11 protein-coding genes are annotated in these 15135 nt (G+C 66.1%); 6 read left to right on the top strand and 5 right to left on the bottom strand.

Annotation, left to right across the window (positions count from 1 at the left end; genetic code table 11):
- Window positions 1–56: 56 nt before the first annotated feature.
- The 3 genes from B5X78_RS05300 to gap all read right to left on the bottom strand — a co-directional run bounded on the left by B5X78_RS05300 (window position 57) and on the right by gap (window position 5391).
- A complete protein-coding gene (locus tag B5X78_RS05300; RefSeq protein ID WP_229730817.1) occupies window positions 57–1448 on the bottom strand; it encodes a DUF3999 domain-containing protein in 1392 nt (463 codons plus the stop codon).
- A complete protein-coding gene (locus B5X78_RS05305) occupies window positions 1445–4231 on the bottom strand; it encodes a DUF2339 domain-containing protein (protein WP_079723398.1) in 2787 nt (928 codons plus the stop codon). The genes B5X78_RS05300 and B5X78_RS05305 overlap by 4 nt, the downstream gene beginning before the upstream one ends.
- Window positions 4232–4386: 155 nt before the next feature.
- Complete coding sequence (gene gap, locus B5X78_RS05310) at window positions 4387–5391, bottom strand: type I glyceraldehyde-3-phosphate dehydrogenase (RefSeq protein WP_079723399.1); 1005 nt, start codon at window positions 5389–5391, stop codon at window positions 4387–4389.
- Between the two features lie 179 nt (window positions 5392–5570).
- On the opposite strand from gap, the gene B5X78_RS05315 reads away from it, so the two are divergent.
- The 6 genes from B5X78_RS05315 to B5X78_RS05340 all read left to right on the top strand — a co-directional run bounded on the left by B5X78_RS05315 (window position 5571) and on the right by B5X78_RS05340 (window position 11302).
- Window positions 5571–6191, top strand: a complete 621-nt coding sequence (locus B5X78_RS05315) for an OmpW/AlkL family protein (protein ID WP_079723400.1) — start codon at window positions 5571–5573, stop codon at window positions 6189–6191.
- A 125-nt stretch (window positions 6192–6316) separates the two neighbouring features.
- Window positions 6317–7126 (top strand): S1/P1 nuclease, encoded by an 810-nt coding sequence (locus B5X78_RS05320; protein ID WP_079723401.1) that lies wholly within the window; start codon window positions 6317–6319, stop codon window positions 7124–7126.
- Between the two features lie 63 nt (window positions 7127–7189).
- Window positions 7190–7981, top strand: coding sequence for a molybdate ABC transporter substrate-binding protein (gene modA, locus B5X78_RS05325; RefSeq protein ID WP_079723402.1), 792 nt, complete (start codon window positions 7190–7192; stop codon window positions 7979–7981).
- An 18-nt stretch (window positions 7982–7999) separates the two neighbouring features.
- Window positions 8000–8692 carry a molybdate ABC transporter permease subunit gene (modB, locus tag B5X78_RS05330; protein WP_079723403.1) on the top strand — a complete coding sequence of 231 codons (693 nt, stop codon included), beginning with the start codon at window positions 8000–8002 and terminating at the stop codon, window positions 8690–8692.
- Window positions 8692–9306, top strand: a complete 615-nt coding sequence (gene modC / locus B5X78_RS05335; RefSeq protein ID WP_079723404.1) for a molybdenum ABC transporter ATP-binding protein — start codon at window positions 8692–8694, stop codon at window positions 9304–9306. Before modB ends, modC begins: the two co-directional genes overlap by 1 nt.
- 49 nt (window positions 9307–9355) lie before the next feature.
- Window positions 9356–11302, top strand: a complete 1947-nt coding sequence (locus B5X78_RS05340; RefSeq protein WP_079723405.1) for an acetyl-CoA hydrolase/transferase C-terminal domain-containing protein — start codon at window positions 9356–9358, stop codon at window positions 11300–11302.
- A 243-nt stretch (window positions 11303–11545) separates the two neighbouring features.
- Here the strand turns inward: B5X78_RS05340 and tkt are convergent, their stop codons facing one another.
- Window positions 11546–13543: a transketolase gene (tkt, locus tag B5X78_RS05345; protein WP_079723406.1), complete on the bottom strand. Its 1998-nt coding sequence runs from the start codon at window positions 13541–13543 to the stop codon at window positions 11546–11548.
- Between the two features lie 134 nt (window positions 13544–13677).
- On the bottom strand, window positions 13678–15084 hold the full coding sequence (locus B5X78_RS05350; RefSeq protein ID WP_079723407.1) for a dicarboxylate/amino acid:cation symporter: 1407 nt from the start codon (window positions 15082–15084) through the stop codon (window positions 13678–13680).
- Window positions 15085–15135: the final 51 nt, after the last annotated feature.

Raw genomic sequence — 15135 nt, forward strand, 5'->3', positions numbered from 1 at the left:
GGCTGCGCGCGGGCGCGGCAAATCCGCGTGCGCGCGCAGTAGCGCACCGCGCCGACTCAGTCGCGCGCTGGCTTGTTGCGCATCAGGCTCAGGGCCAGGCCGGTCACCAGCAGCGCGCCCACGACCAGCAGCGACCACAGCAACCAGGCTTTCCAGTCGCGCGGCTTGGCCGCCGGCGTCAGCGCGGCGTCACCGGCCAGTGCCTGCGGCACGCCCAGGGTGGCGACGGAAGGCTGCCAATCGGCGCCACGTTGTTGGCGGATGGCCGCCAACGTCGGCTGCACCGACGCCGCCGCGCGGCTGGCGCGCGCACTGCCGGCCACGAGCACGAACGGTGGCTGGCCCTGCGAGACAAACACCAGCGACTCGGCCTGCCAGCCCAGCCGCAGCGTCGGCAAGGCCGCATCCACGCCATCGACCGGCGTCAGTCGCCAATGCCGATCCCGATGCAGGCCCGCCAGTTCCTGCGGCGGCGAGGCGCTGTCGCTGCCGGCGCTGGCGACGCGGAACGCCACCCACGGGCCGGCCACGAGTTGCCAGGGCGCATCGGCACGGTCGCGCGATTCCAGTCGCCATTGCTGGGTGTTGTTGCCGGGCAGTTCGACATCGGCGCGGGCAATCGGATAACGGCCGGGCAACTCGAATTCGTAGTGCATCTGCCCGTTGGCATCGGGACTGCGTCTGGCCGACAAGCTCTGCCATTGCCAGGCGGTGGCGACACCGGGCGTGGAAGTTTCGGCCTGCACCGCCAGCAGGCGGAAGTCTGCCGGCAGCGGCGCCGGCACCAGCAGACGCCAATAGCGGGCGCGCTGCGGCGCAAATTCGATGCGATTGCGCAGTACCCGCGCGCCGTTGTTGCGCAGATCCAGCAGGCGCGCTACGCCGCCGTCGGCCGCTCGCCACTGGCGCAGATCGTCGGAGGCTTCCAGGCGTACTTCGCGTTCCAGCGGCGAATCCACCTGCCACTGCAGTTGCAAGGCCTGCAGCGGCTGGGTGAGCGCGCTCGCATCGATCAGGTATCCCGCGGCCGGCGCGTTGGCCTGCACCTCGGCAGCCGACCATTGCACACGGCGCAGGCTGCCATCGGCGGCAATCTCGCTGATCGACGCCACGTCGCGTGCCTGCGGCGAGGAAGGCAGCGGGAACCACGGCAAGCCATGCTGCTGCGCGGGTCCGATGCCGGGCGAGGCCGGCGCGGACAACATCGACGGTACCGGCTTGCCGTTGGCATCCAGCACATCCAGATCGGCCAGATTCGGCGTGCGCGTCTGCTCGTACACGCTGCCATCCAGGGTGACCCGATACGCACCTTCCTGCGCGGCAGGCAACTGCAGCGGCCACTGACGCGCGTAGTCATCGCGCGCGGCCGCGCTTGCCAGCAGCGGCAGGCACAGCGCCACTGCAGCCAACACCTTCTTGCCCACTTTGTTCATGCCTGCCTGCTTCATGCCTGTGCATCCTCCTGGGCCATGCGCGGCGGCACCGGCGCCAGATAGCCCACCACCGTGCACAGCACGCCGTAGGCGATGAAGGAAGCGATGCCAAGCGCATCGCCGAGGTTGCCGCGATCAATCAGCAGCAGTTTCACCAACACGACGCCCATCAGCACCGCACCAGCCAGCCACAACGAGCGTTGCCCACGACGCGAGCCCAGCACCCAGCCAATCACGCCCAACACGCTCCAGGTGAGCGTCAGGCTGGTCTGCGCCAGGCTGGTGCCAATCAGCGATCCGTCCCAACCCATCCCGCCCCAATGATGGACGGCGCGCAGTACCACCACGCTGACCCAGGAGAAACCGGCGATGGCCAGCAGCGAAGTCCGCTGCGACACCATCCACTCCGGCGCCGAGTCCGACCACAGCCAGTACGCCAGCAAAGCGATGATGCCCAACTGCGCGAGCTCCAGCGGATTGACCACCGGCACCCACGGCAGCGGCGCGCTGCTGCCGGCCAGCAACAGCATGTACACGCCCGCGCAGGTGAGCACGGCAAACTGCACGCACTGCAAGGCGCTGCGATAGCCATCGAAACGCTCACCCAACGGCGCAGCCAGCCACGGCCAGCGGAACAGGCCAAGCGCAGTGACGATCAACCACGGCAGCAACATCGCCAGCACGCGCCAGCCTTCGGCCAGGTGTTGCTCGCGGCTGACCCAATCCAGCAACAACGACAGCGCCAGCGGCCAGACCAGCAGCCAGACGAACTGCGCCCACCCGGCCAGGGCATGCTCGCTGCGGCGCAGGCAGATCAGGCTGCGCACGCCCAGCACCGCGTAGACCAGCCATGCCAGCGCGCCGTAACCGGCGAACGGTTGCGCGTGTTCCTGCGCCTGCACGATGGACAGCGGCGCCGCCGCAATCAGCGCCGCCAAGGTGGTCATGGCCAGAGCGGTGGACGGATGACGGCGATGAACCTCGGCGGCCAGCCAGCCGGTCACCGCGGCGAAGGCCAGCAAGGCGTCGGCGCGATGCGTGTAGGTGATGAAGGCGCCGATTTCATGCACGCCCGCCCCCAGCCACCAGCCCAGGCCCCACAGGTAGAACGGTAATGCCAGCGCATGACCCTGGCGGGAGAAATTCCAGGCGCTGGACAGGCCGGCCAGAGCGATGATCAACGCGGCCATGAACACCGGATTGGCCACTGGCGTGCCGCCGCTGTGCAGGTCGCCGAACAGGAAGGCCAACGCCGCCAGCAGTTGCAGCAGGCTGCCGGTGAACAGAGGCAATCTGCGTTCCTGGCGCAGGCCCAGCCAAATCAGCGCGGCGCCTTCCAGCGCAAACACGCTGGCGGTGGCGCGCGCGGACAAGGCCAGCGGTACCGACAGCGTGGCAAAGCCCACGCCCAGCACCGCGTAGGCCGGCACCAATGCCTCGTACCCGCCACGGCGGCGCAGCAGCACGGCCAGCACCACATACAGCGCGGCCAGGCCCAGTGCGTTGTAGGCCAGCGGCATGCGCGCGCCCTCCAGCAGCGCGGCCTGCAGGGCGAATGCAATCAACGGGGTGCCGAACAGCAGGCACGCGTCGACCAGGCCACGCCGTCCTTCCGGCAAGCGCCGCGCATACAACAACGGAATCAGCAGGTAGAAACCGAAGAACAGCAGCAGGAACGGTTCGGTGCTGGCGTACTTGGCCGGGTCGTAACTGAGCACGCCCCACAGCGTGCCGATGCCGAAGGTGAAGACGAAACCAAGCAGATTGAGCACGCGCCACGGCTTGAACCACGCCACCGCCAGGATGGCCGCGTTCAACACCGCGTAGTACGAGAACAGCGCGACATGATTGCCGCTGCCGGTCGACAGCCAGATCGGGGCCAGGAAGCCGGCCAGGATCGCGAATACCGCCAGCGATTTGGAGTTCTGCAACACCGCCAGCGCACCCGCGCCGAAAATCAGCACCACGCTGAGCGCAAATGCCGGCATGGCTTCCAGCAAGTCATAGCGCTTGAAGGCGGCGAACACCGTCAGCAACAGGATGCCGATGGCGCCGCCCTGCACGGTCAGGGCAAAACTGGGGTGGCTCTCGCGCTTGCGCCAGGCAAACACCAGCGCACCCAGGGCGCAGGCAGCGACGGCGGCCAGGCGCGCTTCGATCGGTGCGTTCAAATAGCCTTGGTCAGCGGCGTACTTCAGCAGCGCGGCGACACCGGCCAGCAACACCAGCATGCCGATCTTGACCGGCACGTTGCCTACGGTGAACCAGTGTTTGATCGCGCGCAGGCCCAGAGTAATTGGATCCGGGCGCGACGGCGCGCTGCGCAGCGGCGGACGCGGCACGCGCGGAATCTCGACCTCTGGCGTCGACGGCTGCTCGATCGGGCGTTCCAGCGGCGGCGGGGTCGCGCCAGCCGGCGGCACCGGCAAAGGTGGCGGCAGCGTCGACTCGTGCAATGCCGGCTCGGCATCCATCGGCGGCGGCGCGGTGCGCGACGGCGATGCGGAGGTGCTGGAGGGTGTGCTGCGCTGCAGGATTTCGCCCAGGGTCGGCGAATCGTCGACCGGTTCGGCGGGATAGTCTTCGGCCGTGGCGACGCCATGGGGAGTGAATGCGGCTTGGGCCGCTGCAGTGGCGGTGGACAGCGGCGCGGCATGACGCGCTTGCGCCAGTTGCTCCTCCAGCCGGGACACGCGCTGCTTCAAGCCGCTGATCGAGACCAGCGCGATGATGAGCAACACCGGTACCGCCAGCACCGCCAGGCCGAACAAGACCAGCACACCTGCCAAGTCATCCATTCCCTGTCCTCATAGTGGACCGCCCCGTCATTCCCCAGGCCCATGGCGGCGTGGGCATCGTAACGGATTCCACCGCTGGCCCGCCTGCCGGACCCGCGCGCAAAAGCAAAGGGCGCCCGAAGGCGCCCCCGCTCGATGCATTGCGTTGGTCGGGCTTACTTGCCGGCGACCACGCGGACCATTTCCAGGCACTTGTTGGAATAGCCCCATTCGTTGTCGTACCAGCTGACCAGCTTGACAAAGGTGCTGTCCAGGGCGATGCCGGCGTCGGCATCGAACACCGAAGTACGGGTGTCGCCACGGAAATCGGTGGCCACCACCTTGTCTTCGGTGTAACCCAGGATGCCCTTCAGCGCGCCTTCGCTCTGCGCCTTCATCTCCGCGCAGATCTCGGCGTAGGTGGCCGGCTTTTCCAGTTCGCAGGTCAGATCCACCACCGACACGTCGCTGGTCGGCACGCGGAAGCTCATGCCGGTCAGCTTTTTGTTGAGCTCCGGAATCACCACGCCCACTGCCTTGGCGGCGCCGGTGCTGGAAGGAATGATGTTTTCCAGGATGCCGCGGCCACCGCGCCAGTCTTTGTTGGACGGACCGTCGACGGTCTTCTGGGTGGCGGTGGCGGCGTGCACGGTGGTCATCAGGCCGCGCTTGATGCCCCACTTGTCATTCAGCACCTTGGCCAGCGGCGCCAGGCAGTTGGTGGTGCACGAGGCGTTGGAGATGATTGCTTCGCCCTTGTAGGTCTTGTCGTTGACGCCAAACACGAACATCGGCGTGTCGTCCTTCGACGGCGCCGACAGGATCACCTTCTTGGCGCCGGCATCCAGATGCTTCTGCGCGGTGACCTTGTCGAGGAACAGTCCGGTGGACTCGATCACCACTTCGGCGCCGACTTCATCCCACTTGAGGTTGGCCGGATCACGTTCCTGGGTCAGGCGGATCTTCTTGCCGTTGATCACCAGCGTATTGCCTTCGATCTTCACGTCGCCCTTGAAGCGGCCATGCACCGAGTCGTAGCTGAGCATGTAGGCCAAGTAATCCGGCTCCAGCAGATCGTTGATCGCGACGATTTCGATGTCGTCGGCGAAGTTCTGCACGGCGGAACGCAGCACGTTGCGTCCAATGCGGCCGAAGCCGTTGATACCAACCTTGATCGACATTGCTCAGACTCCTGCGGCCGCGCCCGGCGCGGCGGGGGTTGACGGGAATCGCATTCTATCAGGACCGCGCGGGCAAGCCGTCGGGATGGTGCGTGCCGCGATTGATTGTGATCAAGGCGTTAGTGAATTCAGAGGCGGACACTGCGCCCCACATCAACCCACAAGACCAAAGAGACACCATGAAAAAGCCCGTGATTGCCCTGCTAGCCGTCGCCCTGGCCGGCGCCGCCCTGCCCGCCTTCGCCCAGTCCAAGGGCGACTGGACGCTGGGCGTCGGCGTGCACCAGGTCAACCCGAAGTCGGACAACGGCAAGCTCGCCGGCGGCACCCTGCCGCTGGAAATCGACAGCGACGTCAAGCCGACCATCACCGCCGAGTATTTCCTGGCCGACAACCTGGGTCTGGAAGTGCTGGCCGCGCTGCCGTTCAAGCACGACATCGCCATCAAGGGCGTCGGCACCGTCGGCAGCACCAAGCACCTGCCGCCGACCTTCACCCTGCAGTACCACTTCAACAGCAAGGGCAAGGTCTCGCCATTCCTCGGCGCCGGCATCAACTACACCACCTTCTTCAGCGAAGACACCCAGGGCATCCTGGAAGGCACCAAGCTCAAGCTCGGTGATTCCTGGGGCCTGGCCGCGCACGCCGGCCTGGATTTCGCCGTCAGCAAGAACGGCGCGCTGCGCGTTGACGTGCGCTACATGGACATCGACAGCAAGGTCGAAGTGAACGGCGCCAAGTTGGGCACCGCCAACATCGACCCGCTGGTGTACGGCGCGGCCTACGTGATCAAGTTCTAAGACTTCCTGCTCCGGGCCCTGTCGCCTCAAACCCCGGCAGGGCCCGGCCTTTTTTGCAGGCGCGATGTCGTTGCCGCAAGCCAATGTTCTCTCCGGGTTGGGCCATGTCGGGTAAAGTTGCCGGCATGGCCCGATTCTTTTTTGCGTCCCTCTTTTTTGTCACCGCACTTGCCTCCTCGCCTTCGGCCTTTGCCTGGGGTCCGGTCGGTCATCGCATGGTCGCCGAGCTGGCGGCCAATGATCTGAGCCCCGCCGTACGCAAGCAGGTGGATGCCCTGTTGCAAGGCGAACCGGATCCCACCCTGGCCGGCATCGCCAACTGGGCCGACAACCTGCGCGAAAACGATCCCGACCTGGGCAGGCGCAGTGCACGCTGGCACTTCGTCAACCTGGCCGATCACGACTGCGCCTACGACCCGCCGCGCGATTGTCCGGATGGTAATTGCGTGATCGAGGCAATCCGCACGCAGACGGACATCCTGGCCAACACGACGCTGCCGCGCGAGCAACGCCTGCAGGCGTTGAAGTTCGTCGTCCACTTGGTCGGCGACGCGCATCAGCCCATGCATGCGGGGTTTGCCCGCGACAAGGGCGGCAATGATTTCCAGACCAGCTACCAGGGCAAGGGTGGCAACCTGCACAAGGTCTGGGACAGCGGACTGCTGGCTTCCGCCGGCCTGGATGACGTCGCGCTGCTGCGCCAGGTCACTGCCCTGCCGGCGCCGACTGCCGACCGCGTACCCGCGCTGCCGCCGGCCACCGCCGACTGGGCGCGGCAATCCTGCAAGATCGTGCTGCGCCCCGGCGTGTACCCGCCGCGTGCCACACTGGAAACCGGTTACTACGACACGTATCGTCCGCTGGCCGAGCAGCAGATCCGCCTGGCCGGCGTGCGCCTGGCGCACCTGTTGAACGCCGCGCTGGCGCCGCACTGAGTTGACCCGCTTGCTCCGATACTGACGCAACCCGCTCATTCCCCCCGACGCTGGAGTTCTGTCATGCACCAGGTTCGTCTGCTGCGCAAGTTCACTGCTCTGATGATGGGCGGACTGTTCGCCCTCGCCGCCCTGCCCGCCTTGGCCCAGGACAAGGCGCCGCTGACCGTGTTTGCCGCCGCCAGCCTGAAAGAGTCGATGGACGAAGCGGCCGCCGGTTACGAAAAGAAGACCGGCATCCCCGTGCGTGTGTCCTACGCCGCCAGTTCGGCGCTGGCCCGCCAGATCGAACAGGGCGCGCCGGCCGATGTGTTCTTCTCGGCGGATCTGGAATGGATGGATTACCTGCAGGAACGCAACAAGCTGGACGCGGCGCAGCGGCGCAACCTGCTGGGCAACCATCTGGTCCTGGTCGCCCCCAAGGCCAGCACCGCGAAAGTGGATCTGAAGCGCGCCGGCTCCATTGCCGCCGCGCTGGGCGAGAGCGGACGCCTGGCGATGGGCCAGACCGCCAGCGTGCCGGCCGGCAAGTATGGCAAGGCTTCGTTGCAGGCGCTGGGCCAGTGGGACAGCGTGCAATCGCGCGTGGCCGAGTCCGAAAGCGTGCGCGCCGCCTTGATGCTGGTGTCGCGCGGCGAAGCGCCGCTGGGGATCGTCTATGCCTCCGATGCGAAGGCCGAAGCCAACGTGCGCGTGGTCGCCACCTTCCCCGATGGCAGCCATCCGGCCATCGTCTATCCGGTCGCGGCGCTGCGCGGTGAGCGCAATGCGCAGGCGCGGGCGTTCGTGGAGTGGCTGGGCTCGAAGGACGCCGACGCCATCTTCAAGAAGCGCGGCTTCGAACTGCTGCCTTGATCGGTTGGTGACGTCGCCTTGACCTGGTTCACGCCCGAGGAAGTCACCGCCATCGTGCTCAGCGTCAAGGTGGCGCTGACGGCGGCATTGGCCAGCCTGCCGTTCGGCATCGCGGTGGCGTGGCTGCTGGCGCGGCGACGCTTTCCCGGCAAGGCGCTGCTGGATGCGGTGGTGCATCTGCCGCTGGTGTTGCCGCCGGTGGTGATGGGCTACGCCCTGCTGATGACGCTGGGCACGCAGGGCGCGGTGGGCGGATTTTTGCAGCAGCATTTCGGCATCGTCTTCGCGTTCCGCTGGACCGGCGCTGCGCTGGCCTGCGCGGTCATGGGATTTCCCTTGATGGTGCGCGCGATCCGGTTGTCGCTGGAAAACACCGACCGCCGGCTGGAACAGGCCGCTTCGACCTTGGGCGCCGGCCCCTGGCGGGTGTTCTTCACCATCACTTTGCCGCTGGCCTGGCCCGGCCTGGTGGCGGGCGCCGTGCTGGCCTTCGCCAAGGCACTGGGTGAATTTGGCGCCACCATCACCTTTGTCTCCAACATTCCGGGTGAAACCCAGACCTTGTCTTCGGCCATCTACGGGCTGATGCAGGTGCCCGGTGCGGAGTCCGGCATCTGGCGACTGGCGGCGGTGGCGGTGGCAATTTCGCTGGGCGCGCTGCTGTTCTCCGAGTGGCTGGTGCGGCGTGCGCACGGACGGGAGGAGATCTGATGCTGCGCATGCAGGTCGAACTCCGCCGCGGACATTTCCACAAGCAGGTGGCGATCCACTCCGATGCGCGCGTGCTCGCATTGACCGGGCCTTCGGGCGCCGGCAAGACCACCGTGCTCAACGCCATCGCCGGGTTGGTCACGCCGCTGTCCGGGCGCATCGAAATCGACGGCAGCGTCTTGTTCGACAGCAGCGCGCGCGTGGATGTACCGACTCACCGTCGCCGCATCGGCTATGTATTCCAGGACGCGCGTTTGTTCCCGCATCTGGATGTGCGCCGCAACCTGCGCTACGGCCGGCATGGGCGCGATACGCAGCGGTTTGGCTTCGATGCGGTGGTGGAGTTGCTGGGGATCGGGCCGCTGCTGGGCCGGCCCACGCGCAATCTGTCCGGCGGCGAGGCACAGCGCGTGGCGATTGGCCGTGCCTTGCTCTCGCAGCCGGCCGTGCTGCTGTTCGATGAGCCTCTGTCTTCGCTGGACCAGGCCCGCCGCGAAGAACTGATCCCCTATCTGCAACGCGTGCGCGATGAGATCCGGCTGCCGATTGTCTATGTCAGCCACCATGCCGAAGAAGTCCAACGCCTGGCCGACGCCATCCACGTAATGGATTGAGCCCGGCCACCTCCACGTTGTTTCACCTAGACGGAACTATGCTGACGCCATGACCGTACACCTGGACAACCTGGAAGACACCGTCGACTTCATCCTGCAACGCATCCCGCAGGTGATCCACATGGGCGCGCCGCTGGGCATCGGCAAGCCACATCGGCTGCTCAATGCGCTGTATGAGCGGATTGAACCGGATCGCTCGCGGCAATGGCACCTGTACACGGCGTTGTCGCTGGATCCGCCCGCACCGGGAAGCGGCCTGCAGGCGCGCTTTGTCGGCGAATTCGTCGATCGCCATTTCGGCGCCGATTTCCCGCGCCTGCATTACGTACAGGCGATGAAGCGGGATGCCCTGCCCGCGCATATCCAGGTCGAGGAGTTCTACCTGCAGTCCGGCGCGTTGATGCATTCGAGCCAGACCCAGCGCCGTTACGCCAGCCTCAACTACACCCATGTGGCGCGCGCGCTGGCCGAGCGCGGCGTCAACATCATCATCCAGAAGGTGGCGCGCGAGCCCGGCGGCGGACGCCGGCTGTCGCTGTCCTGCAACAACGATCTGACCCAGGACTCGGTGGAGGCGATCGTCGCGCGCGGCCTGCCGCCGCCGCTGCTGGTGGCGGAGATCGATCCCGAACTTCCGTGGCTGGGCGGTACCGCGGCGGTGGATGAAGACTACTTCGATGCGGTGCTGACGCTGCCGGGGCCGTATCCAAAATTGTTCGGCCTGCCACGGCAGCCGGTGTCCGACGCCGAATTCGCCATCGGCCTGTATGCCAGCACGCTGGTGCGCGATGGCGGCACCTTGCAGATCGGCATTGGCGCGCTGGCCGATGCGCTCTGCCATGCGCTGGTGCTGCGCCACACCGACAACGCACGCTATCGCGAGGTGCTGGCGGCGCTGGACCCGGCGCTGGAACGCCATCCCAGCGTGCTGGAAAGCGGCAGTCTGGAGCCTTTCGCCATTGGCTTGTACGGCTGCAGCGAGATGATCAACGAAGGCTTCAAGAAGCTGGTGGAAACCGGCGTGATCCGGCGCAAGGTGGTGGATGACGAAGCGCTGATGCAGCGCATCGAGCAGGGCACGGCCAACCTGGGCGATCAGGCGCGGCTGCAGCGCGACGGCGAATACCTGCATGGCGCCTTTTACCTGGGCTCGCCGGCGTTCTACCAGTGGCTGCACGAACTGCCCGAAGACGAGCGCCGCGCCATCGGCATGCGCCGCATCTCCACGATCAATCAGTTGTACGGCGGCCACGAAGCCCTGGAACGCCTGCAACGTCGCGACGCACGTTTCTTCAACACCTGCATGATGGCCACCGCGCTGGGTGCGGCGGTGTCCGATGGTCTGGAAGACGGTCGTGTCGTTTCCGGTGTGGGTGGTCAGTACAACTTCGTGTCGATGTCGCATGCGCTGGATGACGCACGCTCGGTATTGCTATTCCGCGCCCTGCGCGAGCATGCCGGCGAGGAATCCTCGACCGTGCGCTGGAACTACGGCCACACCACCATCCCGCGCCACCTGCGCGATATCTACATCAACGAATACGGGATTGCCGATCTGCACGCGCGTAACGACGAAGACTGCGTGATCGCCATGGCCGGCATCACCGACGCGCGCTTCCAGGACGAGCTGCTGGAACAGGCGAAGAAGTCGCGCAAGCTGCGCACCGAATTCAGCGCACCGGAAGCCTGGCGCGGCAACACGCCGGTGCATCTGTCTGCACGCCTGCGCCGCTTCCGCCAGGACGGCACCCTGCCCGACTACCCGCTGGGCAGCGACTTCACCGAGGTGGAGCAACGCGTGGTCAAGGCGCTGGCCTGGCTCAAATCCAACACCGCCACGACCACGCAGAAGATCGGCACGGTGTTGCGTGCGCTGGGCGCCAGCAGCGACGATCATGAAGCCTTGCAGCGCATGGGCCTGGACAAACCCGGCTCCTTGGCTGAGCGCCTGGACGCGAAGCTGTTGAAACTAGGACTGACCGAAACCCGCCAGTAGGCGCCGTACCAACGGCTTCAGTACCGGAAGAGGACCTTCCATTCGCAGGAGGGGCTTCAGCCCCGAAGCCACAGCCCCCACAGAGCGCGGCATTCCCCTACCCCGCACAGATCCTTACCCCGATACTCTTCGACCCCTCCAGAAGCTGCAATGGAGCATGCTCCAAGTCCATTGCAAACTCGGCACGAGCAAAAAAAAGGCCGGTCAGAGACCGGCCTTCTTCATTGCTGCGTCGACGCCGACTTACAGCGCCTTCGCCGCCTCGACCACCGCCTCGGCAGTGATGCCGAAGTGCTTGTACAGCGCGTCGGCCGGAGCCGAGGCGCCGAAGCCGGTCATGCCGATCACGGCACCGTCCAGGCCCACGTATTTGCGCCAGAAGTCGGTGATGCCGGCTTCCACCGCCACGCGCTTGCGCACGGCGTTGGGCAGCACCTGTTCGCGATACGCCGCGTCCTGGCGATCAAACACATCGGTCGAGGGCATCGACACCACGCGGGTCTTGATCCCGGCGGCGTCCAGCGTGGCCTTGGCCTGCACGGCCAGGCCCACTTCCGAACCGGTGCCGATCAGGATCACGTCGGGGGTGCCGTCGCTGTCGGCGAGTACGTAGCCGCCGCGGGCGATGTCGGCCACCTGCGCTTCGCTGCGCGCGTTGTGCGGCAGGTTCTGGCGCGAAAACACCAGGCAGCTCGGGCCGTCACGGCGCACGATCGCCTGCTTCCACGACACCGCCGATTCCACCGCGTCGCACGGACGCCACACATCGTTGTTGGGGATGTAGCGCAGCGAGGCCAGGTGTTCGACCGGCTGATGGGTCGGGCCGTCTTCGCCGAGGCCAATCGAGTCGTGCGTATACAAGTGGATGTTGTGCGCCGGAATCAGCGCGCTCATGCGCACCGCGTTGCGGGCGTAGTCGCTGAAGACCAGGAAGGTGGCGTCAAACGGAATGAAGCCGCCATGCAGGGCCAGGCCGTTGCTGATCGCTGTCATCGCGAACTCGCGCACACCGTAATAAACGTAGTTGGCGTTCGGGTCATCGGTGGCGACCGACTTGCTGGCCTTCCACAGGGTGAGGTTGGAATGCGCCAGGTCGGCCGAGCCGCCGACCATTTCCGGCAGCAGCGGCGCGAAGGCTTCAATCGACAGCTGCGAGGCCTTGCGCGAGGCGATCACCTGGCCTTCGGCCTGGGTCTTGGCGATGAAAGCATCGGCCGCGGCCTCGAAACCTTCCGGCAATTCGCCATGCGAACGGCGGCTCAACTCGGCGGCCTGTTCCGGATACTGCGCGGCGTACTTGTCGAACAGCATGTTCCACTGCTCTTCGCGGACCAGGCCGGTGTTGCCGGCACGCCAGCCGGCGTAGATCTCTTCCGGCACTTCGAACGGGCCGTACGGCCATTCCAGCGCCTTGCGGGTGGCTTCCAGTTCTTCCTTGCCCAGCGGCGCGCCGTGCGAGGATTCCTTGCCGGCCTTGTTCGGCGAGCCGAAACCAATGGTGGTGCGGCAGCAGATCAGCACCGGCTTGTCTTCCGACTTCAGCGCGGTGTCAATGGCGGCCTTGATCTCGACCGGGTCATGGCCGTCGACATTGCGCACCACCTGCCAGCCATAGGCTTCGAAACGTGCCGGGGTGTCATCGGTGAACCAGCCATCGGTGTTGCCGTCGATGGAAATCTTGTTGTCGTCCCAGAACGCGACCAGCTTGTTCAATCCCCAGGTGCCGGCCAGCGAGGCGGCTTCGTGCGACACGCCTTCCATCAGGCAGCCATCACCCATCAACACCCAGGTACGGTGATCGACCACTTCCAGCTCGGGACGGTTGAAACGCTGCGCCAGCAGCTTTTCGCCCAGCGCGAAGCCCACGGCGTTGGCAAAGCCCTGGCCGAGCGGGCCGGTGGTGGTTTCCACGCCGGGGGTTTCATGGCGTTCCGGATGGCCGGCGGTCTTGCTGTGCAGCTGGCGGAAATTCTTCAGCTCCTGCAGCGGCAGGTCATAACCGCTGAGATGCAGCAGCGCGTACTGCAGCATGGAGCCGTGGCCGTTGGAGAGCACGAACCGATCGCGGTTGAACCAGTGCGGGTTCTTGGGGCTGTGGCTGAGGTAGTCGTTCCACAGCACTTCGGCGATGTCGGCCATGCCCATGGGCATGCCGGGATGACCGGATTTGGCGGCTTCCACCGCGTCGGCGGCAAGGAAGCGGATGGCGTTGGCAAGCTGGCGGCGGGAAGGCGTCGTCATGGGGATCTGCAGTCGGGAAGGGCGTGCCGGGAAGACGGGCGCCGCCATTGTCCCACAGACCGCCAGCCGGGCAGAAACCGAATGGCCCGCGCGTATCGCCGCCATGCGGCGGCGATCATCGGCAGATCAGTTACTTAGGCCGAATTGGACGACGAGCCCGCGGGCTGGGCGTCGACCGGGGAATCGACCGGCGCATCCGGCTCGCCCTTGGACACCATCGCCGCAATGGCGATGTCGCCGGTGACGTTGAGCGTAGTCCGGCACATGTCGAGGAAGTGGTTCACGCCCAGGATCAGGCCGATGCCCTGTGGCGGCACGCCGACCATGCCGCAGATCATCGCCACCACCGGCAGCGAGCCCGATGGCACGCCGGCGGTACCGATACCGCCCAGGATGCAGACCAGCATCACCAGCACCTGCTGGGTCAGGCTCAGATCCACGCCGAAGAACTGCGCCAGGAAGATCACCGTGACGCCCTCGAACAACGCGGTGCCGTTCTGGTTGGCGGTGGCGCCCACGGTCAGCACGAAGCGCGAGATGCGCCGCGGCAGATGCAGCTTCTCTTCGGCTACACGCAAGGACGTGGGCAGCGTGGCATTGCTGGAGGCGGTGGAGAACGCCAGCACCATCGCTTCCTGGGTGCCCTTGAAGAAGGCCAGCGGCGAGTAACCGCCAATGGTGCGCAAGGCAATCGAGTAGACGACAAACAGGTGCAGCGCCAGCGCCAGCACCACCACGCCGACATAGCTGGCCAGCTTGATCAGCAGGTCCCAGCCGAACATCGCCGCCAGTTCGAACATGAAGCAGAACACCGCGATCGGCGCCAGCCGGATCACCAGGCCAATCAGCGTCATCGAAACATCGAACAGACCCTGGATGCCTTCGCGCAGGGTATCGGTGGCTTTGCCCGGGGTCAGCACCATGCCGATGCCCAGCATCAGCGCGAAGAACATCACCGCCAGGATGGTGTTGTCGGCGGCGGCCTTGATCACGTTGTCCGGCACGATCGACAACAGCATGTCCAGGCCGCGCGGCTGCTCGTGCGTGCTGGCCACGATGGCGCTGGCGCGCTGCGCGCCTTCGTCGAGCAGTTGCTGCGCGGTGGCGCGATCAATGCCCACCCCCGGCTGCAGCCAGTTGACCAGCAACAGACCCAGCACCACCGCGATCGAGGACATCAGCACGGTGTAGCCCAGCGTGCGCCAGCCGACCCGGCCGAAGGCGCGGATATCGCCCATCTCCGACACGCCCACCACCAGCGCCGAGAACAGCAGCGGCACCACCAGCATGAAGATCAGGTTGAGGAACAGCTGGCCGATCGGGCCGGTGACATAGTCGGCAATCAGGCTGACCCAGCTCTGGCATTGCCAGGGCAATTCGCCCGCACCGGCCACGCATTGCGGCGCGCCCGCGCCGGCCACCGTCAGCGTGCCCAGGCCGGTCTTGTATGCCAGCAAACCCAGAATCAGGCCGGTGCCAAAGCCGATGGCCATCTTCCAATGCAAGGGGAGCCCGGGTTTGCCGGTAAGCGCTGCGGTCATGAATCAAGCCTGCGGAGACAAGTCACAACTGTAGCAAACCCCCATGGCGTG

The sequence above is a fragment of the Pseudoxanthomonas indica genome (assembly GCF_900167565.1).
Lineage (GTDB): Bacteria > Pseudomonadota > Gammaproteobacteria > Xanthomonadales > Xanthomonadaceae > Pseudoxanthomonas_A > Pseudoxanthomonas_A indica.

Coding starts and splice junctions, on each gene's coding strand:
- tkt (WP_079723406.1), bottom strand. CDS start 13,543: ATGACGACGCCTTCCCGCCGCCAGCTTGCCAACGCCATCCGCTTCCTT.
- B5X78_RS05300 (WP_229730817.1), bottom strand. CDS start 1,448: ATGAAGCAGGCAGGCATGAACAAAGTGGGCAAGAAGGTGTTGGCTGCA.
- B5X78_RS05350 (WP_079723407.1), bottom strand. CDS start 15,084: ATGACCGCAGCGCTTACCGGCAAACCCGGGCTCCCCTTGCATTGGAAG.
- gap (WP_079723399.1), bottom strand. CDS start 5,391: ATGTCGATCAAGGTTGGTATCAACGGCTTCGGCCGCATTGGACGCAAC.
- B5X78_RS05320 (WP_079723401.1), top strand. CDS start 6,317: ATGGCCCGATTCTTTTTTGCGTCCCTCTTTTTTGTCACCGCACTTGCC.
- modA (WP_079723402.1), top strand. CDS start 7,190: ATGCACCAGGTTCGTCTGCTGCGCAAGTTCACTGCTCTGATGATGGGC.
- B5X78_RS05340 (WP_079723405.1), top strand. CDS start 9,356: ATGACCGTACACCTGGACAACCTGGAAGACACCGTCGACTTCATCCTG.
- B5X78_RS05305 (WP_079723398.1), bottom strand. CDS start 4,231: ATGGATGACTTGGCAGGTGTGCTGGTCTTGTTCGGCCTGGCGGTGCTG.
- modC (WP_079723404.1), top strand. CDS start 8,692: ATGCTGCGCATGCAGGTCGAACTCCGCCGCGGACATTTCCACAAGCAG.
- B5X78_RS05315 (WP_079723400.1), top strand. CDS start 5,571: ATGAAAAAGCCCGTGATTGCCCTGCTAGCCGTCGCCCTGGCCGGCGCC.